At 64.3% G+C, this 22,704-nt stretch carries 20 protein-coding genes; 5 read left to right on the top strand and 15 right to left on the bottom strand.

Features of this window, described 5'->3' with window-relative positions:
- Nucleotides 1-100 precede the first annotated feature (100 nt).
- From IVA88_RS24630 to IVA88_RS24645, 4 genes are all read right to left on the bottom strand, one after another.
- On the bottom strand, nt 101-2,029 hold the full coding sequence (locus IVA88_RS24630; protein ID WP_247499744.1) for a potassium transporter Kup: 1,929 nt from the start codon (nt 2,027-2,029) through the stop codon (nt 101-103).
- A gap of 139 nt (nt 2,030-2,168) precedes the next feature.
- Nucleotides 2,169-4,067 (bottom strand): potassium transporter Kup, encoded by a 1,899-nt coding sequence (locus tag IVA88_RS24635; protein ID WP_247499745.1) that lies wholly within the window; start codon nt 4,065-4,067, stop codon nt 2,169-2,171.
- Between the two features lie 275 nt (nt 4,068-4,342).
- The gene (locus IVA88_RS24640) at nt 4,343-5,170 is read right to left on the bottom strand and encodes a flagellar motor protein MotB (protein WP_247499746.1); all 828 of its coding nucleotides are present in this window, start codon (nt 5,168-5,170) and stop codon (nt 4,343-4,345) included.
- A gap of 23 nt (nt 5,171-5,193) precedes the next feature.
- Nucleotides 5,194-5,967 carry a MotA/TolQ/ExbB proton channel family protein gene (locus IVA88_RS24645; RefSeq protein WP_247499747.1) on the bottom strand — a complete coding sequence of 258 codons (774 nt, stop codon included), beginning with the start codon at nt 5,965-5,967 and terminating at the stop codon, nt 5,194-5,196.
- A gap of 334 nt (nt 5,968-6,301) precedes the next feature.
- Here IVA88_RS24645 and IVA88_RS24650 point away from each other — a divergent pair, with 334 nt between their 5' ends.
- A complete protein-coding gene (locus IVA88_RS24650; RefSeq protein ID WP_247499748.1) occupies nt 6,302-6,595 on the top strand; it encodes a hypothetical protein in 294 nt (97 codons plus the stop codon).
- 18 nt (nt 6,596-6,613) lie between these two features.
- Here IVA88_RS24650 and IVA88_RS24655 read toward each other — a convergent pair whose 3' ends face one another.
- The 4 genes from IVA88_RS24655 to IVA88_RS24670 form a co-directional block, all read right to left on the bottom strand.
- Complete coding sequence (locus tag IVA88_RS24655) at nt 6,614-7,333, bottom strand: RraA family protein (RefSeq protein WP_211399723.1); 720 nt, start codon at nt 7,331-7,333, stop codon at nt 6,614-6,616.
- Nucleotides 7,334-7,485: 152 nt separating this feature from the next.
- Nucleotides 7,486-8,370 (bottom strand): phosphatidylcholine/phosphatidylserine synthase, encoded by an 885-nt coding sequence (locus IVA88_RS24660; RefSeq protein WP_247499749.1) that lies wholly within the window; start codon nt 8,368-8,370, stop codon nt 7,486-7,488.
- A gap of 86 nt (nt 8,371-8,456) precedes the next feature.
- Complete coding sequence (locus tag IVA88_RS24665; protein WP_346657652.1) at nt 8,457-9,161, bottom strand: phosphatidylserine decarboxylase; 705 nt, start codon at nt 9,159-9,161, stop codon at nt 8,457-8,459.
- A 77-nt stretch (nt 9,162-9,238) separates the two neighbouring features.
- Nucleotides 9,239-11,194 carry an ABC transporter ATP-binding protein/permease gene (locus IVA88_RS24670; protein WP_247499751.1) on the bottom strand — a complete coding sequence of 652 codons (1,956 nt, stop codon included), beginning with the start codon at nt 11,192-11,194 and terminating at the stop codon, nt 9,239-9,241.
- A 202-nt stretch (nt 11,195-11,396) separates the two neighbouring features.
- Here IVA88_RS24670 and IVA88_RS24675 point away from each other — a divergent pair, with 202 nt between their 5' ends.
- The gene (locus tag IVA88_RS24675) at nt 11,397-12,002 is read left to right on the top strand and encodes a TIGR00730 family Rossman fold protein (RefSeq protein ID WP_247499752.1); all 606 of its coding nucleotides are present in this window, start codon (nt 11,397-11,399) and stop codon (nt 12,000-12,002) included.
- Here IVA88_RS24675 and IVA88_RS24680 read toward each other — a convergent pair.
- From IVA88_RS24680 to cysS, 4 genes are all read right to left on the bottom strand, one after another.
- Nucleotides 11,999-12,376: a VOC family protein gene (locus tag IVA88_RS24680; RefSeq protein WP_247499753.1), complete on the bottom strand. Its 378-nt coding sequence runs from the start codon at nt 12,374-12,376 to the stop codon at nt 11,999-12,001. The two genes, IVA88_RS24675 and IVA88_RS24680, sit on opposite strands and share 4 nt — an antisense overlap.
- A 124-nt stretch (nt 12,377-12,500) precedes the next feature.
- Nucleotides 12,501-14,099: a citramalate synthase gene (gene cimA / locus IVA88_RS24685; protein ID WP_247499754.1), complete on the bottom strand. Its 1,599-nt coding sequence runs from the start codon at nt 14,097-14,099 to the stop codon at nt 12,501-12,503.
- Nucleotides 14,096-14,605, bottom strand: a complete 510-nt coding sequence (locus IVA88_RS24690) for a GNAT family N-acetyltransferase (RefSeq protein WP_247499755.1) — start codon at nt 14,603-14,605, stop codon at nt 14,096-14,098. The genes cimA and IVA88_RS24690 overlap by 4 nt, the downstream gene beginning before the upstream one ends.
- A 115-nt stretch (nt 14,606-14,720) precedes the next feature.
- The gene (gene cysS, locus IVA88_RS24695) at nt 14,721-16,103 is read right to left on the bottom strand and encodes a cysteine--tRNA ligase (protein WP_247499756.1); all 1,383 of its coding nucleotides are present in this window, start codon (nt 16,101-16,103) and stop codon (nt 14,721-14,723) included.
- A 294-nt stretch (nt 16,104-16,397) separates the two neighbouring features.
- Between cysS and IVA88_RS24700 the strand changes: the two genes are divergently transcribed.
- Both IVA88_RS24700 and IVA88_RS24705 read left to right on the top strand, forming a co-directional pair.
- Nucleotides 16,398-16,703, top strand: coding sequence for a hypothetical protein (locus tag IVA88_RS24700; protein WP_247499757.1), 306 nt, complete (start codon nt 16,398-16,400; stop codon nt 16,701-16,703).
- Between the two features lie 130 nt (nt 16,704-16,833).
- Nucleotides 16,834-18,021 (top strand): DUF2865 domain-containing protein, encoded by a 1,188-nt coding sequence (locus tag IVA88_RS24705; protein WP_247499758.1) that lies wholly within the window; start codon nt 16,834-16,836, stop codon nt 18,019-18,021.
- A 2-nt stretch (nt 18,022-18,023) separates the two neighbouring features.
- Here the strand turns inward: IVA88_RS24705 and IVA88_RS24710 are convergent, their stop codons facing one another.
- The 3 genes from IVA88_RS24710 to IVA88_RS24720 form a co-directional block, all read right to left on the bottom strand.
- Nucleotides 18,024-19,781, bottom strand: a complete 1,758-nt coding sequence (locus tag IVA88_RS24710; RefSeq protein WP_247499759.1) for an NAD+ synthase — start codon at nt 19,779-19,781, stop codon at nt 18,024-18,026.
- A gap of 98 nt (nt 19,782-19,879) precedes the next feature.
- A complete protein-coding gene (locus IVA88_RS24715) occupies nt 19,880-20,233 on the bottom strand; it encodes a diacylglycerol kinase (protein ID WP_247499760.1) in 354 nt (117 codons plus the stop codon).
- 4 nt (nt 20,234-20,237) lie between these two features.
- Entirely contained in the window at nt 20,238-21,626 is a 1,389-nt protein-coding gene (locus IVA88_RS24720; RefSeq protein WP_247499761.1) for a 3-deoxy-7-phosphoheptulonate synthase class II, read from the bottom strand.
- A gap of 180 nt (nt 21,627-21,806) precedes the next feature.
- Here IVA88_RS24720 and IVA88_RS24725 point away from each other — a divergent pair, with 180 nt between their 5' ends.
- Entirely contained in the window at nt 21,807-22,703 is an 897-nt protein-coding gene (locus IVA88_RS24725; RefSeq protein WP_247499762.1) for an alpha/beta fold hydrolase, read from the top strand.
- Nucleotide 22,704 lies beyond the last annotated feature (1 nt).

Genomic DNA, 22,704 nt, shown 5'->3' on the forward strand with positions numbered 1-22,704 from the left:
TACAAAGGCTTGGGCTCAGCCCTGCGAGTTAAGGCTAAATTGGAGCAACTTGAAGTGAGACCTCAACTGGAGGATCAGACCGTCGCTTTAGATCGTCGCTTTAGATGGTCACCTGGGTGCCGACCTCGACAACGCGGCCAGAGGGAATCTGGAAATAATCGGTGGCGTCATTGGCGGAACGGCTGAGCGAGATGAACAGCCGGTCCTGCCAGCGCGGCATGCCGGAATGGGCGGCCGGCTTGAGCGCCCTGCGCGACAGGAAGAACGAGGTCGACATGATGTCGAACTGCCAGCCGAGCTTGCGGGCGATCGCCAGCGCCTTCGGCACGTTGGGCGATTCCATGAAGCCGAACTTCAGCGTCACCTTGGAGAAGGTCGGGCTGATCTGCTCCAACCTCACCCGCTCGGCCGGATCGATGCGCGGGGTCTGCGCGGTTTCGATGGTGAGTATGACGTTCTTCTCGTGCAGCACCTTGTAGTGCTTCAGACTATGCATCAGGGCGGTCGGGGCGCTGAGGGGATCGCTGGTCAGGAACACGGCCGTGCCAGGCACGCGTTGCGGCGGCCGCTTCTCCAGCATCGCCACGAGGTCGGCGAGGGGGAATTCGAGCTTGCGCGACTTCTCGAACAGCAACCGGCTGCCGCGCCGCCACGTGTACATCAGGATGATCATGAGAGCGCCGAGTGCCAGCGGCACCCAGCCGCCCTCGAACACCTTGAGCAGATTGGCGGCGAGGAAGGTGAGGTCGAGGAACAGGAACGGAGCGATCAGGGCGGCAGCCGTGAACGGCGACCATTTCCAGACCTTCCAGATCACGACGAAGCCCATCATCGCCGTGACCACCATGGTCCCCGTAACGGAGATGCCATAGGCCGAAGCCAGCGCGCTGGAGGAGCGGAACAAAAGGACCAGCAGCACCACCGCGAGCAGCAGGAGCTGGTTGATGCGCGGGATGAAGATCTGGCCCGAATGGGCTTCAGACGTATGGCGAATTTCGAAGCGCGGCAACAGACCGAGCTGGATTGCCTGGCGTGTCAGCGAATAGGCGCCGGTGATGACGGCCTGGCTCGCGATCACAGTTGCGGCGGTCGCCAGCACGACCATGCAGCCGCGGAAAAAGCCTTGCGGAAAGAGCTGGAAGAACGGGCTCACGATCGCACCGGGATCGCCGAGTACGAGGGCGCCCTGCCCCAGATAGTTCAGCGCCAGCGACGGCAGCACGATGGATAGCCAAGCGATCTGGATCGGCCGCTTGCCGAAATGGCCGAGGTCGGCATAGAGCGCCTCGGCACCGGTAACCGCCAGGAACACCGCGCCCAGCGTCACGAAGCCGATAATGCCGTGGTGGAACATGAAGGACGCGGCGTAGAGCGGGTTCAGCGCGTATAGCACCTGCGGCTGCTCGATAATCGGGTGGATCGCCGCCGCCGCGATGACCGCGAACCAGACGCACATGATCGGGCCGAAGAAGGCGGCGACGCGAGCGGTACCGCGGGACTGCACGGCAAACAGACCGACCAGGATGATCACGGTCAGCGGCACAATGTAGGGCTCGAAGTGCAGGGTGACGTCCTTCATGCCTTCGATCGCCGACAGCACCGAGAGCGCCGGCGTGATCACGGCGTCGCCGTAGAACAGGGCGCCGGAAATAATGCCGAGCAGGACGATGGTGGTTCCGCGCGTGCCGACGGCGCGCTGGGCCAGCGCCATCAGCGCCAGCGTGCCGCCCTCGCCGTTGTTGTCGGCGCGGAGCAGGATCACGACGTATTTGAGCGTCACCACGACAATGAGCGCCCACAGGATCAGCGAGAGCACGCCGAGCACGGCCGCCGGCGTCGGCACCCCCTCCGCACCGGAAGCCGCCATCACCGCCTCGCGGAACGCGTAGAGCGGGCTGGTGCCGATATCGCCGTAGACCACGCCGATGCTGCCGAGGGTCAGCGCACCGAAACGGGCGGTGGTGTGGGCATCGCCATGCCCATTGGCCGCCGCCGTTTCCGGTGCGGAAATCGCTACGTCACTTGTCATGGGAGAGCCTGGTGGCCTCTAAAATGCTTCACTGCACAATGGCAGAAGGGCGCGCGGCTTATAGGCCTGCGCCAAGGGCATAGCCTAGCCTGATTTCGGACCTTAGCCATGCAAATTTGCATGACTCGGCCAATCGCGTTCAAATGGTGACCTGGGTCCCGACTTCAACCACCCGTCCGGTGGGAATCTGGAAGTAGTCGGTGGCGTCGTTGGCGGACCGGCTCAGCGCGATGAACAAATGGTCCTGCCAAAGCGGCATGCCGGACTGCGCCGAAGCCTTCAGCGAGCGCCGCGACACGAAGAACGACGTCGACATGATGTCGAACTGCCAGCCCTGCTTGCGCGCGATCGCGAGCGCCTTGGGCACGTTCGGCTGCTCCATGTAACCGAAGCGCAGGCGGACCTTGAAGAACTTGTCGCTGATCTTCTCCATCCGGAAACGCTCCGATAGATCAACCCGCGGCGTATGCGCGGTCTCGATGGTCAGGATCACGTTGTGCTCGTGCAGCACCTTGTTGTGCTTGAGATTGTGCAGCAGTGCGGTCGGCACGAAGGAGGGATCGCTGGTCAGGAACACCGCAGTGCCCTTGACGATGTGCGGCGGCCGTTTCTCCAGGCTCCGGATCAGATCGTCCAGCGGCACCTCGATCCGGCGCGTTTTCTGGACCAGGATCCCGGATCCTCGCCGCCAGGTCCAGATGGTCCCGGCCATGACCACCCCGAACAGCAGCGGCACCCAGGCGCCTTCGAGCAGCTTCAGAAGATTCGCGCTGAAGAAGCTGATGTCGACCACGACGAAGGGCACGATCACGGCTGCGGCCGTCGCGGCGCGCCAGTTCCACAATTTCCAGATCACGATGAAGCCCATGATGCCGTCGGCAACCATGGTGGTGGAGACCGCAATGCCGTAAGCCGAAGCCAGATTGCTGGGGGTGTGGAACAACAGCACCAGCAGCATCACGCCGATCAGAAGCAGCCGGTTTACCCGCGGCAGATAGATCTGGCCCGCATGAGTTTCCGAGGTGAAGCGCACCTCGAAGCGCGGCAGGAGGCCGAGCTGCACCGCCTGATAGACCAGCGAATAGGCCCCGGTGATCACCGCCTGGCTCGCGATCACGGTCGCCGCGGTCGCAAGTCCGACCAGCGGCAGCACGAAATGCTCGGGCACCATGCGGTAGAAGGAGTGCTCGATCGCGCTGGGATCGGACAGCACCAGCGCGCCCTGACCGAAATAGTTGATCAGGAGCGAAGGCAGCACGAAGAACATCCAGGCCGACTGGATCGGCTTGCGGCCGAAATGGCCAAGATCTGCGTAGAGCGCCTCGCCGCCGGTCACCGCCAGGAACACGGCGCCCAGTGTCACCAAGCCGATCGTGCCGTGCGACAGCAGGAATTGCAGCGCGTAATAGGGATTGATCGCTGCCAGCACCGACGGATCGTCGGCGATGTGAACGATGCCCAGCACGGCAAGAACGGTGAACCACACCACCATCACCGGCCCGAAGGCCGAGGCCACCAGCGCCGTCCCCTTGCTCTGGACGGCGAACAGCAGCGCCAGGATGAGAACCGTCAGGGGAACGACATAGTGCTCGAAGGCGGGCGTTGCGAGCTTCAAACCCTCGACCGCGGACAGCACCGAGATCGCCGGCGTAATCATGGAATCGCCGATGAACATGGAGGCGCCGACCACGCCGAGCGCCATCAGGAACCAGCTTCGTCGCCCGAGCGCGCGCTGACCGAGCGCCATGAGGGAAAGCGTGCCGCCCTCCCCGTTGTTGTCGGCGCGCAGCAGCAGCAGAACATATTTGGCAGTAACGACGATAAGCAGGGCCCAGAGGATCAGCGAGAGCACGCCGAGCACCATGACCCGCGAGACCGGCTGGCCGTGCGCCGCTCCCCTGACTGCCTCATGGAATGCGTAGAGCGGCGAGGTGCCGATGTCGCCAAAGACGACGCCGATGCTCCCGAGCGTCAGGCCCCAGAAACCCGAGGTGACCGGCCCGTCCTGAGCTTCGGTCGATGTGATGCTCGCCGTCATGTGAAACTGGAAACGCTTCTGCCCGAGAATTGATCCGGCGCCTTTTGACGGTTCCGGCGCACCTGTCAATCGGCACACCACCACCATAGCAGGCGCCGGGGCAGATGCTGTGACGGCGGAGCAACGGTCGTCGCCAACGCGACGACGTGCCTCAGGTAAAATGGTAGCACACGAGCCCTGAGCCTTTCCGTTCCGATTGAAGCGGGACGGGCTCTACATTCTTGTTTTGTCGGGTTTTCTTCGCGCGAACCAACGTCCACTTCGCTCAAAACGCTCTACGGCTTCAGATTCGGCGGCAGCGGCGGATCTTCGCGCATCAGGGTGATGGTCACCCGCCGGTTGGCCGCGAGCGAGGGATCGTCCGGAAACAGCGGCTGGGTGTCCGCCTTGCCGGAGACGGCGAAGACGTGGGCGCCCGGCAGGCCCTCGCGTTCGAGGATCTGACGCACGGCATTGGCGCGGTCGGCCGACAGATCGAAGGCGCCGTAATCGCTGCGGGTCGGCACGAATCCAGCCGCGGTATGGCCGGCGATGGAGACGCGCAGCGGCGTCGCCTTGAGCGGGACAGCGAGCTTCTCGATCAGGCGACGGGTGCGGTCATAGGGCACCTTGGAGCCGTCGGCGAACATCGAGCGGCCGTCCTGGTCCACGATCTCGAGGTTGAGGCCCTGCTTGGTCTCCTCGAACATGATGTGCTTTGATATCTCGGTCAGTTCAGGCATGTCCTGCAATGCTTGACGCAGCGAGGCTGCCGCCAGCGCAAAATTGCGATCGACCTTGATCTTGGCCCCGGAGATGCGGTCGTGATCCTCCTGGTCCGGCGTCGGCGTGTTGGAGGACTCCTCAGGCTGGATGTGGTCGACGTTCTTCAGCCGCGCGCGGGTCGGCAGGCCGTCGGATTCTATGATGCCGGCGTAACGCGCTTCGCTCTGGACGCCGAAGGCCTCGCGCATGGAGCCTGCAACGATCTTCAGCTTGTTGGCGTCCTGGGTGGAGAATGCGACCAGCATCACGAAAAACGCCAGCAGCAAAGCCATCAGATCGGCAAACGTCACGAACCAGCCATGGCCGCCATGTGCTTCTTCGCGTTTCTTCTTGGCCATGGGTCAGATCCCGGCGTCTGGCGTTACGCCGGAACCGGCTCGCCTTCGGCGTGGCGGTGCTTCTCGGGAAGATAGGCCAGCAGCATTTCGCGCACCAAAGTCGGGCTCTTGGAGTCGCGAATCATCAGAATGCCGTCGATGATCAGCGTGCGATTGGTTTCCTCGTCGATCAGCTTGCCATGCAGCTTGTCGGCGATCGGCAGGCAGAGCAGGTTCGCGACCAGCGCACCGTAGAGAGTTGCCAGCAGGGCGGTCGCCATGAACGGGCCGAGCTTCGATGGATCGGACATGTTCGAAAACATCTGCACCATGCCGATCAGCGTCCCGATCATGCCGAACGCAGGCGCGCAGTCACCGACGGCGCGGTAGATCTTGCTGCCTTCGTTGAGATGCAACAGGAAATTGTCGCGGTCGCGTTCCATATTGTCCCGAATGAAATCGAGGTCGTAGCCGTCGGCGACGTAGCGGATGCCCTTGGCGAGGAACGGCTCGTCGGTCTCGACCTTTTCCAGCCCCACCGGGCCCTGCTTGCGGGCGATCTCGGCGATGCGGGCGAGTTCGTCGACCAAATCGTGCGCCGACAGCCGGCTCATCGTGAAGGCGAATTTGAGGCCGAGCGGCAGGCCGTGCATCAGCACCGAGAGCGGGAAGCGGATCATGGTCGCTGCGGCCGATCCGCCGAAGATGATGATCATCGCATGCTCGCTGATGAACATGTGCAGATCGCCGCCCAGCAACACCATCGTCGCGATGACGACAATGCCCGCCACGAGGCCGGCGCCTGTCATGATATCCATGGGAGACTCCAACGCGCACACAACAACGGCCGTCCTGGCCGATGGCGCGGCCCAACCCCGAACCGCATCGGAAACCCTAGTGAGCCGCGATTAAAGACGCGTAAAGGTTAAGTTGAGCCGGCGCGCCTGGCGGGCGCACGCGCTGAAAGGTCCCGGCTTTGCTGATCGCCGACGGGAATTTCAACGTTTTACTAACCATAAGGCCCGCGCGCCCCCTTCACTCAAGGCTGTGCGCGCGCGACCCCTTCGGCTGCGGCCCTGCGCCACATCGAGGGCGACGGATCAGTTGGTATTCTGGAGGGGGGCCGGCACGCTCATGGCGGAAGGGATCGCAATGGTGACGCTGTTCAGTCTTCTCACCGCGCTTCCCGCAGTGCTGGCGCTCCACATGCTCGAACCCCAGATCGTCCTGCCGGCGTTCAGCGTGCTGCTGTTTATCGAGGCGGCCTTGGCCGTGATCGCAGCGCGCTTGATCCACATCCCGGACAATGCGGAAGATATCACCCTGTGGGATTTTGCCGGCGGCTTCACCCTGATCGGATGCGCTGCCGCGGTGCTCGGCGAGCCGGATCAGGCCGCCCTGTTCTTGACGGAACAGGGCGGCCCGCGAGCGGGGTCGCAGCCGTAGATCGTTCCAGTCCGGCCGTTAGTGAATCTCCGCCGAGCGCTTCAGCGCAGCCTTCAGCTTCTCCAGCGAGAAGTCGGGGCTGCGGGCGATCTCGAGGATCGGCGTCTCGCGGCGGCCGCAGAGCTCGGCGGCCTCGGGCAGCTTTGCGGCGATGTCGCGCGGGATCACGATGGCACCGTGCTGGTCGGCGTGGATCAGATCGTCGGACTTCACGGTCATGCCGGCGACGCGGACCTCGCCGCCAAAGCTCTCCGCATGCACCCAGGCATGCGACGGACCGATCGAGCCGGCCAGCGCCTGGAAGCCAGGTGCCCATTGCGGGATATCGCGGATCGAACCGTCGGTGATCACGCCCAGGCAGCCGAGCGCCTTGTGCACGTTGCTCTGCACCTCGCCCCAGAACGCACCGTAACCGACGTCGGGACCGTCGATGTCCTGGATCACCGAGATGCGCGGACCGTGGCCGGTGCCGACATATTCGTAATATTCGATGCGGCGCTTGGACTGCTCTTCCGGCGGCAGCGAATTTTTCAGCACCGAGCGGATCGCGACCGTGCGGGCGTAACCGACGATCGGCGGCAGATCGGGGAACGGGCAGACCAGCGGCTTGGTGGTGTAGCCGATCAGCCGGCGCTCCGGCGCCACGATCTCCATGGCATTGCAGATCGTCGGCGTGTCATATCGGCCCAGCGCTTCGAGGACGGAAGCAGGCAGCGGCCCGGTCGCGGTATCGGTCACGGCATTCTCTCCCAGATTGGCGGCCGCTGTTGGCGCGGTACCGCCGGCACCGGGCGATATAGCCGAGATCGGGGCTCAACCCAACTCAGGGCGCTTCATGGCAGATATCCAAGTCTTGCTGTTTCAAGTGTTGCTGTTTCAAGTCTTGCCGCTCAATGCAGGCTTCCGGGCCGGTCATCGCCCTCGTGCGGCGGCTCCGACAGGTTTGCCCGCGTCGGTGCCGATGGCGGCGACGAGACCTCGCCTCCCGCCGGCGCGGTGGCTTCCATCGCGCGCGCCTGGTCGCGATAGGATTTGTAGCCGAGCGGCAAAGCGAGCAGATACAGCACCGTGCCGATCGACAGCACATGCCAGGGATAGGCGATCAGCAGCGCGATGAAGACGATCACCGCGACGAACGCCGGCAGCACCAGTTCGGGCGGCACGCGCATGCGCTTGGTCTTGCCGGAGAACACCGGCAGGCGCGACACCATCAGAAAGGCGATTAGCAGGGTATACGCAGCCGTCACCGCCGCAGGCAGCCGGCCGAGATCGAGGAACGCGACATAGATCGGAAGCAGCACCGTGATCGCGCCGGCCGGCGCCGGCACGCCGGTGAAGAAATTGGCGGCGAAGGCCGGCTTGTTGGGATCGTCCATGGTGGCATTGAAGCGTGCCAGCCTGAGGCCACCGGAGATCGCGAACACCATCGCGGCGATCCAGCCGGCGTTGCCGAGCTCGTGCAGCTGCCAGAAGTACAGCATCAGGCCGGGCGCCACGCCGAAATTGACGAAGTCGGCGAGGCTGTCGAGCTCGGCGCCGAATTTGGACTGGCCCTTGATCATGCGCGCGATGCGGCCGTCGATGCCGTCAAGCGCCGCTGCGAACACGATGGCGTAGACCGCGAGCGACATCCGCCCCTCGATCGAGAGCCGGATCGAGGTCAGGCCTGCGCAGATCGCCAGCAGCGTGATGACGTTGGGCACCAGCATCCGCACCGGGATCGGTCGGAACCGCCGGCGGCGCACATCAGGATCTTTGAAGTCATAGGCCGTCATGGCTCGTCCTCACCTTGGGGCGAGATATAGCAAGCCGCGTTCCCCTCCGCCATTGCGGCGGAAGGTCCCCTGGACCGACTTATTGGTTAATTGGCGCGGTAGGCGCGACTCGGGTCGTCTCCGGCGAGATCGGCCAGAATCGTCTCGCCGGCGATCGCGGTCTGGCCTTCCGAGACCAGCGCCTTGGTGCCCACCGGCAGATACACGTCGAGCCGCGAGCCGAAGCGGATCAGGCCGAAACGCTCACCGGCGCCGATCACCTGGCCCTCTTTGACGAAGCAGACGATGCGCTTGGCGACCAGCCCGGCGATCTGGACCACGCCGACCCGCGCCGTCGGCGTCGTGATGACCAGCGAGTTGCGCTCATTGTCCTCGCTCGCCTTGTCCAGCTCGGCATTGATGAACAGCCCGGGGCGGTAGGCGATACGGTCCACCCGGCCCGCGATCGGGCTGCGGTTCACGTGGCAGTTGAACACGCTCATGAACACCGAGATGCGCGGCAGCGGCCGGTCGCCGAGCCCGAGCTCGGCCGGCGGCAGCGCCATGGTGATCATCGAGACGCGGCCGTCGGCCGGCGACACCACGAGCCCCTCGCGCACCGGCGTCACCCTGACGGGGTCGCGGAAGAACAGCGCGCACCACACGGTCAGGATGGTGCCGATCCATCCCAAAGGCGACCACAGCCAGAACAGGATGAGGCTTGCCAGCGCAAAGCCACCGATGAAGGGATAGCCCTCCTTGTGGATCGGCGGGATCTGACGCTGGATCGAATCGAGAATGGACATCGCTATCTGCCGCTCAGGGTTGATGGCGCAGGTCGTTCCGCGCGGTGGAGTTGTTTAGGCCAGAGTTGGGACCGGAGACAAGGTCACTCCGCCGCCGCAGGTGTCGTCAGGGCGTCGGCGACCAGGGGTGGCTCCCGGTTGGGCGTCTCGCCGGAATCGGCCATCCTGGCCAGTTTCTCGCGCGCCGCCTCCGCCTCGCGCTGCCTGTTCCACATGCTGGCGTAAAGCCCCGCCTCCGCGAGCAGTTTTGCGTGGGTGCCGCGTTCGGCGATGCGGCCCTGGTCCAGCACGATGATCTCGTCGGCGCCGACGATAGTCGAGAGCCGATGGGCGATCACCAGCGAGGTGCGGTTCTTCGCGACGCGCTCGAGCGCGCCCTGGATCTCGTGCTCAGTGTGGGTGTCCAGCGCGGAGGTCGCCTCGTCGAGCACCAGGATCGGCGGCGCCTTCAACACGGTGCGCGCGATCGCGACGCGCTGCTTTTCGCCTCCGGATAGCTTGAGGCCGCGCTCGCCGACCTGGGTCTCGTAGCCCTTCGGCGCCATGCGGATGAAATGATCGATCTGCGCCAGCCGCGCGGCCTGCTCGACCTCGGCATCGCTGGCGTCCCAGCGGCCGTAGCGAATGTTGTAGCGGATGCTGTCGTTGAACAGCACGGTGTCCTGCGGCACCATTCCGATGGAGGCGCGCAAGCTGGCCTGCGTGACTTCCCGAATGTCCTGGCCGTCGATCAGGATCTTGCCGCCGGAAATGTCGTAGAGGCGAAATAAAAGGCGTGAGATGGTCGACTTGCCCGCACCTGACGGGCCGACGATCGCGACGGTCTTGCCGGCCGGCACCTCGAAGCTGATGCCCTTGAGGATCGGGCGCGCAGGCTCATAGGCAAAGCGCACGTCTTCGAAACGCACCGTGCCGGCCGAGACCACCAGCGGCTTCGCGTCCGGCGCGTCCTTGATCTCGGCCTCGCGCCCCAGCACGTTGAACATCTTCTCGATATCGATGATGGCCTGCTTGATCTCGCGATAGACCATGCCCATGAAGTTCAACGGCTGGTAAAGCTGAATCATCATGGCGTTGACCAGCACGAAATCACCGACCGTGTTGGTGCCGTTGCGCACGCCGATCGCGCACATCAGCATGGTCGCAGTGAGTCCCAGCGTGAAGATCACGGCCTGCCCGGTGTTGAGCACGGCAAGCGAGGTATAGGCCTGGACGCTCGACTCCTCGTAACGCGCGACCGATCGGTCGTAGCGCTGCGCCTCACGGATCTCGGCGCTGAAATATTTGACGGTCTCGTAGTTGAGCAGCGAGTCGATGGCCTTGGTGTTCGCCTCGGTGTCGGCATCGTTCATCTTGCGGCGGATGCCGATCCGCCACTCGGTCGCGATGTAGGTGTAGTACATGTAGACCGCGACGGTGACGAGGGTCGCAAGCACGTAACGCCAATCGAACTGCCACAGCAGCACCGCCATCAGCAGCGACACCTCGACGATGGTCGGGATCAGCTGCAGGATCACCATGCGCACGATGACCTCGATACCCTCCCGGCCGCGCTCGAGCACGCGCGTCAGGCCGCCGGTCTTGCGCTCCAGATGAAAGCGCAGCGACAGTTCATGCATGTGGATGAAGGTGATGGTGGCGAGCTTGCGCACCGCGTGCATCGCGACGCGGGCAAAGATGCCGTCGCGCCATTGCGTCAGCACCGCCATCACGATGCGCATCACGCCGTAGCTGGCGGTCAGCAGCAATGGCGAGGCGATCACCCAGAGGTGCCAATTGTCGGCCTGAACCGGCGCGGTGTTGGCGCCGGTCAGCGCGTCGGTCGCCCATTTGAAGCTGAAAGGAACCGTCAGCGTGATCAGCTTGGCCGCGAGCAGCAGCACCATCGACCAGACCACGCGCATCTTCAGGTCAAAACGGTCGCCTGGCCAGATATAGGGCCACAGATGCGCCAGCGTGCCCATCAGCGTGGCCCGCTCCAGCGGTCCCCCGGCAGGATCAGGAACGTTGGGGCGGGCGGGCGATTGAGCTTGGTCCATCAAGAAACCTGAAAAGCCCGCGGAATGCGGGCTGAGTTGCCATTAACGATTTTCCTTCGTCATATAGAGACTTACCGATGCCCATGCACCCCGCCAGATGGCGAATCTTCGATTGTTCGTCGTCGTTTACCGGTAGATTTCCGGAAGTCCCGAATCACCGATTGGGCTTGACGCCTCTTCGCTGCAATGCATCATGACACTAATGAGCATCATCAAAACCGTCTGCGTCTATTGCGGCTCCGGCCCTGGAACCAATCCCCGCTTCACCGAAGGCGCCAAGGCGTTCGGCAAGGCGCTCGCCGAGAACAACATCCGTCTGGTCTATGGCGGCGGCTCGCTCGGCCTGATGGGCTCGGTCGCGACCTCCGTGCTCGATCACGGCGGCACCGTCACCGGCATCATCCCCGACTTCCTGCGGATGCGCGAGAACGCGCTGACGCGCGTGCAGGAGATGATCGTCACCCCCGACATGCACGAGCGCAAGCGGCTGATGTTCGAACGCTCTGATGCCTTCGTGGCCCTGCCGGGCGGCGTCGGCACGCTGGAGGAGCTGGTCGAGCAACTGACCTGGAAGCAGCTCGGCCGTCACGCCAAGCCGGTGCTGCTGGCCAACATCGATAATTTCTGGGAGCCGCTGTTCTCGCTGCTGTCGCACATGCGCCAGACCGAATTCATCCGCGCCGGGCTTTCGGTCGACATCCTCAAGGCCGATCGGATCGAGGAGATTTTGCCGAAGCTGAAGGCGGCCGCGGCACAGATCGAAGATGCGGAAAAGCAGATCGCCCCGGAAATGGCACGCAAGCTTTAGTCCGCAGGAAACGTCACCGCCTCGATCCGGTTGCCATCGGGGTCGATGACGAAGGCGGCGTAATAGCGCACGCGGTCGTGCGGGCGGATACCCGGCGCCCCGTCGGACGCGCCGCCGGCGGACAGCGCGGCAGCGTGAAATGCATCGACCTCGGCGGTCGTCTTGGCCCGCAGGCAGATATGCACGCCGCTCTCCGGCGTGACGTGCGGCATTTCCTCGCGCAGATTGATCCAGAATTCGGGATAGGCCTTGCCAAAGCCGACCGTGCGCGGCCGCGTGACGACGCGCGTGAGCCCGAGGGCCGCGAGTATCGCTTCGTAGAAGCGAGCGGAGCGATCGAGATCGCTGACGCCCACGGAGATGTGGTCGATCATTGTTTATCTCCCCTCTCTCCTCGTCATTGCGAGCGGAGTGAAGCAATCCAGAATCTTTCCACCGAGACAGTCTGGATTGCTTCGCTTCGCTCGCAATGACGGCGTTTGCGGCGCCGTCGACGCCCTACGCCGGCGCGCCCGACTTCACCAGCTTGTAGATCACCGAATCCATCAGCGCCTGGAACGAGGCGTCGATGATGTTGGGGGACACGCCGACCGTGGTCCAGCTGTCGCCGTTCTCGTCCTCGCTCTCGATCAGGACGCGCGTGACCGCGCCGGTGCCGCCGTTGAGGATACGGACGCGGTAGTCGATCAGCGTCAGGCCCTCGATGTATTTCTGGTACTTGCCGAGATCCTTGCGCAAGGCCACGTCGAGCGCGTTGACGGGACCGTTGCCTTCGGCGGCCGAAATCAGATGCTCGCCGGCGACGTCGACCTTGACCACCGCCAGCGCCACGGTGACGCGCTCGCCATGCGAATTGTAGCGCTGCTCGACATTGACGTCGAATTGCTCGACCTGGAAATAATGCGGCACCTTGCCGAGCGTGCGCCGCGCCAGCAGATCGAACGAGGCGTTGGCGGATTCATAGGCGTAGCCCTGCGCCTCGCGCTCCTTCAATTCCTCGACCAGCCGCGTCAGCTTCGGATCGCTCTTCTCATAGGCGATACCGGCGCGGTCGAGCTCCGCAATGACATTGGAGCGGCCGGCCTGGTCGGACACCAGCACCTTGCGGTGGTTGCCGACCAATTCAGGCAAGACGTGCTCGTAGGTCTGCGGATCCTTCAGCACGGCGGAGGCATGAATGCCGGTCTTGGTGACGAAGGCGCTCTCGCCGACATAGGCCGCATGCCGGTTCGGCACGCGGTTGAGCATGTCGTCGAGCGTGCGCGACACCTTGACGAGGGTTGCGAGCTTCTCCGCCGTGACGCCGATCTCGAATGCGCCGGCAAACTCCGCCTTCAGCTTCAAGGTCGGGATCAGCGAGCAGAGATTGGCGTTGCCGCAGCGCTCGCCGAGGCCGTTCAGCGTGCCCTGGATCTGCCGCGCGCCAGCGCGCACCGCCGCGAGCGAATTCGCCACCGCCTGCTCGGTGTCGTTATGGGCGTGGATGCCGAGATGATCGCCGGGGATGTGCTTCACCACTTCGGTGACGATAGCCTCGACCTCGTGCGGCATGGTGCCGCCGTTGGTGTCGCACAGCACCACCCAGCGCGCGCCGGCTTCATAGGCGGCCTTGGCGCAGGCGAGTGCGAACGCCGAATCCTCTTTGTAGCCGTCGAAAAAGTGCTCGCAGTCGAGCATGACCTCGCGGCCGGCGGCCTTGGCCGCCGCGACGCTGTCGCGTATGGAGGCGAGGTTCTCTTCCTTCGTCGTCTCCAGCGCAACGCGCACCTGATAGGCCGACGCCTTCGCCACGAAGCAGATCGCGTCGGCTTTTGCTTCCAGCAGCCCGGCCACACCGGGATCGTTGGAGACCGATCGCCCCGCCCGGCGTGTCATGCCGAATGCCGTGAAGCGCGCATGTGCGAGCTTTGGCTTGGTGCCGAAAAACTCGGTGTCGGTCGGATTGGCGCCGGGATAACCGCCCTCGACATAGTCGATGCCGAGTTCATCGAGCATCTGGGCGATGATCTGCTTGTCGGTCAGCGTGAAATCGACGCCATTGGTCTGCGCGCCATCGCGCAGCGTGGTGTCGAACAGATAAAGACGCTCCTTGCTCATTGCAGCGCTCCCGACGTGGGTCCGTTGCCGAGCGTCTTCTGCATGGTGGTGTTGGCCAGCCACTCGTCATTGACGGTGATGCTGTTGCGCTGCATGGCGACATAGCCGCGCTTGGCGAAAAAGCCCTGCGCGTTGTCGCTGGCGTCGACCGTCAGCTTGTCGGCGCCGCGGCCACCCGCGAGCTTTTCCAGCGCATCGACGAGCATCGTCGCAAGGCCCTGCCCGGCTACGGCCGGATGCACATAGAGCATGCGAATATGATCCTTGCCGCGCAGCGAGGCAAAGCCCACCGGTGATCCCTCCAGCGTTGCGATCAGGGTCAGGTCGGAGGCGAGCCGCTTGCCGAATTCTTCGTCCTCCGCCGCCGCCATCCAGGCCTGCTGCTGCGCCTCGTTATAGTCGTCGCCGGTCAGTTCTTCGATGCTGGCGGTGAAGATCGCGGCGAGAACCGGCACGTCCTCCGCCAGGAAGGGCCGCAAGCCAGGCTTTGGGAGTGCTTGTGCCATCGTCTTCACCACATCCCATAGAGTTTCAGCGCCAGCGCCACGGCGGCGCCGAGCAGCAGGATTTTCAGCGCGATGTAATAGAGCCAGTGCCGCGGAAAAGGCGTGTCGGGCCGCTTCATCGCGCGACCTCCCACGTCGTCCCTTGCTTGGAGTCCTTGATTGCAACGCCCATCGCGGCAAGCAGATCGCGGATACGATCGGACTCCGCAAAATCCTTGCGCGTGCGCGCCGCCGTTCGCTCCGAGATCAGGCGCTCGACCTCCTTGGCATCGACACCGCTCGCCTGCTGCTTGCGTCCTTCCCACTGCGCGGCGCTCTCGGAGAGAAAACCGAGCAGACGCAACGAACCCGCGAGGGCACTCACATCGCTGCCGCGCAGGCCATGCAGTGCCGCGATCGCCAGCGGCGTGTTGAGATCGTCGAGCAGCGGCTCGACCACTGAGGAGGCAGGCTTGCCGGGCGCGACGTCAGCCGCGGCTCGATACCAGTCGTCGAGCGTCTTCGCGCTCTCCTCTAGCGACTTCATCGTCCAGTCGATCGGGGAGCGGTAATGCGTCTTGAGCATGTTCAGGCGCAGCACTTCGCCCGGCCAGTCCGCGAGCAACTCGTGAATCGTGACGAAGTTGCCCAGCGACTTCGACATCTTCTCGCTCTCGACCTGCAGGAAGCCGTTGTGCATCCAGTAGTTCGCCATGCGCTCCCGGTGGAAGGCGCAGCAGGTCTGCGCGACCTCGTTCTCGTGATGCGGAAACACGAGATCGATGCCGCCGCCATGAATGTCGAAGTGCTCGCCGAGATGCTTCCAGGCCATCGCCGAGCACTCGACGTGCCAGCCCGGACGGCCGTGCGCGGCGATGCCGGCCGGCGACGGCCACGACGGCTCGCCGGGCTTGGACGGCTTCCACAGCACGAAGTCGGTGTTGCCCTTCTTGTAGGGCGCGACATCGACGCGGGCGCCCGCGACCATCTCGTCCAGCGAGCGATTGGACAGTGCACCATAGCGCGGCAGCCCGGAATCGGCTGCGTTCATCGCCTGCGGTGAGAACAGCACGTGATCCTCCGCAACATAGGCAAAGCCGCCGGCAACCAACCGCTCGATGATCTCGCGCATCTCGCCGATATGCTCGGTCGCCCGCGGCTCGACAGTGGGCCGCAGGCATCCGAGCGCATCGACGTCGGCGTGAAACTGCCGACCCGTCTCTTCTGTGACCTTGCGAATGGCCTCGTTCAGCGGCAGGCCGGGAAGATCACGCGCGGCGCGGTCGTTGATCTTGTCGTCGACGTCGGTGATGTTGCGGACATATTTGACGTGCGCCGCGCCATAGAGATGGCGCAGCAGCCGGAACAGCACGTCGAACACAATCACCGGCCGGGCGTTGCCGATATGGGCGAAGTCATAGACGGTCGGTCCGCAGACATACATGCGGACGTCCTTCGCATCGAGCGGCACGAAGGTGCGCTTTTCCCGGCCCAGCGTATCGTAAAGGCGAAATTCCATATGGATACCCGTCGGCTGTTGGCCGGGCGTCCAGGGCTCTCAATGGTTTTGAGAAAAGACGGCTCCAGCCAGCGAATCGCTAGCTAATAATCTCGCGGCAGATGGCGCAAATAGCGAGGAGACCGTTCATGGGCGACATATGGGCCACCCAGGACCCTTGCGTCAAGAGAGCCGCGGAAATGCCGGTTTGTCTCCGCAATGCGCGGCGCCCCCGCCTTGATGGTTCATCATCCTTAACCATTTGAGCCCACTCTGGAACCGGCGGTTCCTCCTTTTTTTGCCCCCGGTGTTTTCATGCGATCATTGCTCGCGCTCATTTCCTGCGCCTCCCTCCTTGCGGCATCCAGCGCTCTCGCCGAGACCCGCGTCTTCATCATTCCCAACCAGGCGGACGGCTACGGCGTCGATCAGTGCTTGGCCAGAAGCGACAAATGCGGCGCACAGGTCGCCCGCACCTACTGCCAGTCACGCGATTTTGCCCAGGCTTCGGCCTATCGCCGGGTCGATCCCGACGAAATTACCGGCTCTGTCCCCAAATCCGGCGCAAACTGCTCCCATGGCCATTGCGACGAATATGTCGCAATCACCTGCCAGCGCTGAATTCGCTCGGAACTGGCGTACTTTAGGCCCGATCCTTGGCCTCTGAAACGACGTGACGATGCCGCAGGAAGCGGCTATGGGAGGGCGCGCTTCGGCCCCCCAGATCACGCGGGGCCGTGACCTCGCTAGAATGGCGGATATGCCTGAATTTTTGTCTCTCTCCCGTGCTCGCTCGATCCTTGCCTGCACCGTGCTTCTGAGCACGGTCGTGCTCGCCAACGGTGCTTTCGCACAGGCCGGTCCGCCCGGACCGCCGCCTCAGCCCGGCCAGAACGGGCTCGGACCCAATCCGATGTGCGCGCGCCTGGAGGGCCAGCTCGCCGGCCTCGACCGTGGCGGCGGCGGTGGTGATCCCGCGCGCGAAGACCAGATCCGCCGCTACCAGGAGTCCCAGACCAGGCAGCAGGCCGAGCTCGACCGCGTCACCATGCAGGCCAAGCGCATGGGCTGCGATTCCTCCGGCTTCTTCTCGCTGTTCAACGGCCAGTCGGCGCAATGTGGTCCGGTCAACACCCAGATCCAGCAGATGCGCGCCAATCTGGACCAGATCACCGGCAATCTCGAACGCCTGCGCGGCGGCGGCCCCGGCGGCTTCAGTCCGGAGCGTGACAACCAGCGCCGCTCGGTACTGGCGGCGCTGGCGCAGAACAATTGCGGCCCGCAATATGCCAACGCCGCGCAATCGCAAGGCGGCAACTTCCTGAGCAATCTGTTCGGCGGCAACAATCCCAACAATCCGCAAGGCGTGCCGCCCTCCGATCTCGGTCCGCAATCGGGCACCTATCGCACCGTGTGCGTGCGCACCTGCGACGGCGCTTACTTTCCGGTCTCGTTTGCGACCGTGCCGGCGCGCTTCCCCGATGACGAGAAGACCTGCAAGGCGCTATGCCCGGCCGCCGAAGCCGTGCTCTACAGCCACCGCAATCCCGGCGAAGACATGAACTCCGCCGTCTCCACCAGCGGCCAGCCCTACACGGCGCTGCCGACCGCGTTCAAATTCCGCAGCGAGTTCAACCCGTCCTGCTCCTGCAAGGCCGCGGGCCAGACCTGGGCCGACGCGCTCAAATCCGCCGACGACAAGGCGTCGGCCGAGCAGCAGGGTGACATCATCGTCACCGAGGAGAGCGCCAAGAAGATGCAGCAGCGGCAGCTCACCAAGGGCACGCCCGCCAATGGCAAAAAGGGTGCGACTCCGGCACCGGCGACGGCTGGCGCGCCGGCCGCAACGCCGCCCGCGGATACCGGCACCCCTGCCAGCTCCGAGAACAAGCCGATCCGTTCGGTCGGCCCGAGCTTCCTGCCGCAACAGCAGAAGTAGGATTACCCCTCGAACGCGTCGATCGACGCTTTGCTCCCACGCGACACCAGCGTCTCGTCCGGGGCGGCGAGCTGCTCGCCTTTGTCGCGAAAACGGTTGGTGATGGGATAGCGGCGGTCGCGGCCGAAATTCCTGGCCGTCACCTTGACGCCGGGCGCGGCCTGGCGGCGCTTGTATTCAGCGATGTTGAGGAGATGGTCGATACGGGTCACCGTCTCGCGGTCGAACCCGGCTGCGATGATCTTGTCGAGCGGCTCTTCGCGCTCGATGAGACGCTCCAGGACGGCATCGAGCGCGTCGTAAGGCGGCAACGAATCCTGATCGGTCTGGTTCTCGCGCAGCTCCGCGGTCGGGGGACGCGTGATGATGTCGGGCGGAATGACCTCGCCCGCTGGCCCTAGCGCCCCCTCGGGCTTCCACGAATTGCGCAAGCTTGCCAACCGAAACACCTGCGTCTTGTAGATGTCCTTGATCGGATTGAAGCCGCCATTCATGTCGCCATAGAGCGTGGCGTAACCGACCGACATTTCCGACTTGTTCCCGGTGGTCACCACCATCAGCCCGGTCTTGTTGGAGATCGCCATCAGCAGCGTGCCGCGGGTCCGGGCCTGGAGATTTTCCTCGGTGATGTCAGGCGGAAGGTTCTTGAAGACGCCGGACAGGATGGTCTCGAAGCCGTTGACGGCTTCCGCGATCGGCAGGACCTCGTAGCGGATGCCGAGATGGCCGGCGAGCTCGCCGGCGTCCGCAATCGAGCTCGGCGCGGTGTAGCGATAAGGCAGCATCACGCCGTGCACCTGATCGGCACCGAGTGCATCGACCGCAATCGCCGCGCAGAGGGCAGAATCGATGCCGCCGGAAATGCCGAGCAGCACGCCGGGAAAGCCGTTCTTGGCGACGTAATCACGCAAGCCGAGCACGCAGGCCGCGTAGTCGGCGTGGTCGCCCTCGGGCTGCTCCGCGACCGGACCGGTGCAGCGCCAATCGCCGCCGTTTCTGGTGAAGCGCAGTGTGGTGATGCTCTCAGCGAACGCCGGCAATTGCGCTGCGAGAGAAAGGTCGCCGTTGAGCGCGAAGGAAGCGCCGTCGAACACGAGTTCGTCCTGGCCGCAAACCTGGTTGAGATAGACCAGCGGCAGGCCGCTCTCGGTGACGCGCGCGACCGCGACCGACAAACGCACGTCCGCCTTGTTGCGGGCGTAAGGAGATCCGTTCGGCACAAGGATGATCTCGGCGCCGGTCTCGGCCAGCGTCTCGACCACGTTCTCGTAGTCCTCGGATTCCTCCAGCCAGATGTCCTCGCAGATCGGCACACCGATGCGCACGCCGCGCACGGTGACGGGGCCGGCCGCAGGGCCACGCGAAAACAGCCGCTTCTCGTCGAACACGCCATAATTCGGCAGATTGCATTTGAAGCGCAAGCCAGCGATACGGCCGCCTTCGAGCAGCGCGCAGGCATTGTAGAGCCTGCCGTCCTCGACCCAGGGCGTGCCGACCAGCACGGCCGGCCCGCCATCGGCGGTCTCGCGCGCCAGCGCCTCGACTGCGGCGCGGCAGGCAGCCTGAAAGGAAGGCTTCTGCACGAGATCTTCCGGCGGGTAACCGGCAATGAACAATTCCGGAAACAGCACGAGATCGGCGCCGTCGGAAGCTGCCTGCACGCGCGCCGCGCGCACTTTCGTGGCATTGCCGTCGATGTCGCCCATGGTCGGATTGAGCTGGGCGAGCGTGACCGCGAATTCGTTGAGACGTTCGGTCATGGCCGCCGCGCTCCCATCAAAGCATGATCCGGAAAAGCGTGAAGCGACTTTCCGAAAAGATCATGCTCAAAACAACAAGCTAAAGCGCGCTTGGCGCTTTAGAGGAACCCCAACCGCTCGACGATGGCGACGATCCAGAACGCGCCCGCCATCAGGAGCGCAACACCGACCGCGGCCGAGCCCATGTCCTTGACCAGTCCGATCTGCTTGTCATGATCCAGAGTCAGCCGGTCGGCAAGCTTCTCGATCGCGGTGTTGAGCAACTCGACCACCAGCACGAACGCAACCGCACAGATCAGCTCGACCGCGCGCATCGCGGTCGCGCCGACAAACCACGCGAGCGGCAGCGACAAAAGGAGCGCAACGATCTCCTCGCGGACGGCCTGCTCCGAGCGGAACGCAAAGGCCAGACCGTTACGGGAATTGATCGTGGCCTTCCAGATCCGCAGCAAGGTCTTACAGCCCCGCTGCGACCGGCATCGGCCTGACCTTGCCGGCGCGCTCCTGCTTGAGCAGCTCCGCGACCAGGAAAGCCATGTCGATGGATTGCTCGGCATTGAGCCGGGGATCGCAGACCGTGTGATAGCGGTCGTTGAGATCCTCGTCAGTGATCGCGCGGGCGCCGCCGATACACTCGGTGACGTCCTGGCCGGTCATTTCCAGATGCACGCCGCCGGCGTGCGTGCCTTCTGCCGCGTGGATGGTGAAGAACGACTTCACCTCGGACAGGATGCGGTCGAAGGGGCGCGTCTTGTAACCCGACGTCGACGTGATGGTGTTGCCGTGCATGGGATCGCACGACCAGACCACCACTTTGCCCTCGCGCTTCACGGCGCGGATCATGTTCGGCAGGTGCTCGCCGACCTTGTCGGAGCCGAAGCGGCCGATCAGCGTCAGCCGGCCCGGCTCGTTGTCGGGATTGAGCACGTCGATCAACTTCAAGAGTTCGTCGGGCTTGAGCGACGGGCCGCATTTGAGCCCGATCGGGTTCTTGATGCCGCGGAAATATTCGATATGGCCGTGGTCGAGCTGGCGGGTGCGGTCGCCGATCCAGATCATGTGGCCAGAGGTCGCGTACCAGTCCCCGGTGGTGGAATCGACGCGGGTCATGGCCTGCTCGTAGCCGAGCAGCAGCGCCTCGTGGCTGGTGTAGAAATCGGTGGCGCGCAGCTCGGGGTGGGCCTCGAGATCGAGGCCACAGGCGCGCATGAAGTTGAGCGCATCGGAGATGCGGTCGGCCAATTCCTTGTAGCGGCGGGACTGCGGACTATCCTTGAGGAAGCCGAGCATCCACTGATGCACGCTGCCGAGATTGGCGTAGCCGCCGGTAGCGAACGCACGCAGCAGGTTCAGCGTCGCCGCCGACTGGCGATAGGCCATCAGCTGGCGCTGCGGATCAGGGACGCGCGCCTGCTTGGTGAAGGCGATGTCGTTGACGATGTCGCCGCGATAGCTCGGCAGCTCGACACCATCGATCTTCTCGGTCGACGATGACCGGGGTTTTGCGAACTGGCCGGCGACGCGCCCGACCTTCACCACCGGGACGGCGCCGGCATAGGTCAGCACCACCGCCATCTGGAGCAGCACGCGGAAGAAGTCGCGGATGTTGTTGGCGCCGTGCTCGGCAAAGCTCTCGGCGCAGTCGCCGCCCTGCAGCAGGAAGGCCTCTCCGGCCGCGACCCGCGCCAGCGCCTTCTTCAGATTGCGCGCTTCGCCCGCGAACACCAGCGGCGGAAAGGTCGCAAGCTGCGCCTCGACGTCGGCCAAGGCCTTGGCGTCGGGATAATCGGGCACCTGTAGCACGGGCTTGCTGCGCCAGGACTCGGGCGTCCACCGCTCGGACATCGCAATCTCTCCGTGAAGCAAAAAGTGCAACCTGATCTGTGGGTTGCGAGGGTGGCCTTATACACAGGCTGGCCACCGGCCGCCAGTTGTAAATCCATTTGGCACTGCAAAGCCTTGCGGGGAAAGCCAAATTCGCATTTGCTGGGAAACGGCGAGAAACTGGCAGGATACCTTCTGCCCATGGACGCGGCACTGGAGGACGTTTTCATCGACGAGATCAGCTTCCCGGCGACCGACGGGTATGCGCTGACCGGCACCCTGTTCCTGCCGCGGGGAACCAAGCGCCATGCAGTGCTGATCAACTCCGCCACCGCCGTCCCGCGGAAAATCTATCGCGGCTTTGCCTCCTATCTCGCCCATCGCGGCTGCGCGGTCCTGACCTACGACTATCGCGGCATCGGCGACTCCCGGCTGCCGGCAATGGTCGGCTACAACCAGCCGAAATCGTTGGTCGGCTTCAAGGCCTCGATGTCGGACTGGGCCGCGCTCGACGTCACTGCGGCGGTGCACTGGATGCGCGAGCGTTACACCACCCTCCCCTTGGCCTATGTCGGCCACTCCTTTGGCGGTCAGGCGCTCGGGCTGATCGCGAACAACACGGACATTTCACGCGCCGCGTTCGTGGCCTCGCAAGCGGCGACCTGGCGGCTGATGACGTCGCCGGAGAAATACCGCGTCTTCGCCTTCATGAATTTTGTCGGCGTGCCGCTCGCCCATGCGCTTGGCTATGCGCCGGGCTGGGCCGGCATCGGCGAGGATTTGCCCAAGGGCGTCTTCCTGCAATGGGCCGAGTGGGTCTCGAGCCCGCGCTATCTGTTCGATTCAAAGCTGCCGGCGCTGGAGAATTTTGCCAAATTCAAGGGCGAGCTGCGCACGCTGTGCTTCTCCGACGACCCCTGGGCGACACGGCCCGCGGTCGAGCTGCTCGCGAGCGGATTCACCGCGATCAAGCCGGAGGTGCTGACCGTCAGACCGTCGGAGGTCGGCGCCAAGGGAATAGGCCATTTCGGCTTCTTCCGCCCCGAGCACCGCGACACGCTGTGGCGCGGCGTGGCGGAATGGATTCAGGGCGAGTGAG

This window comes from Bradyrhizobium sp. 149 (assembly GCF_023073915.1).
Lineage (GTDB): Bacteria > Pseudomonadota > Alphaproteobacteria > Rhizobiales > Xanthobacteraceae > Bradyrhizobium.

Coding starts and splice junctions, on each gene's coding strand:
- IVA88_RS24630 (WP_247499744.1), bottom strand. CDS start 2,029: ATGACAAGTGACGTAGCGATTTCCGCACCGGAAACGGCGGCGGCCAAT.
- IVA88_RS24635 (WP_247499745.1), bottom strand. CDS start 4,067: ATGACGGCGAGCATCACATCGACCGAAGCTCAGGACGGGCCGGTCACC.
- IVA88_RS24640 (WP_247499746.1), bottom strand. CDS start 5,170: ATGGCCAAGAAGAAACGCGAAGAAGCACATGGCGGCCATGGCTGGTTC.
- IVA88_RS24645 (WP_247499747.1), bottom strand. CDS start 5,967: ATGGATATCATGACAGGCGCCGGCCTCGTGGCGGGCATTGTCGTCATC.
- IVA88_RS24650 (WP_247499748.1), top strand. CDS start 6,302: ATGGTGACGCTGTTCAGTCTTCTCACCGCGCTTCCCGCAGTGCTGGCG.
- IVA88_RS24660 (WP_247499749.1), bottom strand. CDS start 8,370: ATGACGGCCTATGACTTCAAAGATCCTGATGTGCGCCGCCGGCGGTTC.
- IVA88_RS24670 (WP_247499751.1), bottom strand. CDS start 11,194: ATGGACCAAGCTCAATCGCCCGCCCGCCCCAACGTTCCTGATCCTGCC.
- IVA88_RS24675 (WP_247499752.1), top strand. CDS start 11,397: ATGAGCATCATCAAAACCGTCTGCGTCTATTGCGGCTCCGGCCCTGGA.
- IVA88_RS24680 (WP_247499753.1), bottom strand. CDS start 12,376: ATGATCGACCACATCTCCGTGGGCGTCAGCGATCTCGATCGCTCCGCT.
- cimA (WP_247499754.1), bottom strand. CDS start 14,099: ATGAGCAAGGAGCGTCTTTATCTGTTCGACACCACGCTGCGCGATGGC.
- IVA88_RS24690 (WP_247499755.1), bottom strand. CDS start 14,605: ATGGCACAAGCACTCCCAAAGCCTGGCTTGCGGCCCTTCCTGGCGGAG.
- cysS (WP_247499756.1), bottom strand. CDS start 16,103: ATGGAATTTCGCCTTTACGATACGCTGGGCCGGGAAAAGCGCACCTTC.
- IVA88_RS24700 (WP_247499757.1), top strand. CDS start 16,398: ATGCGATCATTGCTCGCGCTCATTTCCTGCGCCTCCCTCCTTGCGGCA.
- IVA88_RS24705 (WP_247499758.1), top strand. CDS start 16,834: ATGGCGGATATGCCTGAATTTTTGTCTCTCTCCCGTGCTCGCTCGATC.
- IVA88_RS24710 (WP_247499759.1), bottom strand. CDS start 19,781: ATGACCGAACGTCTCAACGAATTCGCGGTCACGCTCGCCCAGCTCAAT.
- IVA88_RS24720 (WP_247499761.1), bottom strand. CDS start 21,626: ATGTCCGAGCGGTGGACGCCCGAGTCCTGGCGCAGCAAGCCCGTGCTA.
- IVA88_RS24725 (WP_247499762.1), top strand. CDS start 21,807: ATGGACGCGGCACTGGAGGACGTTTTCATCGACGAGATCAGCTTCCCG.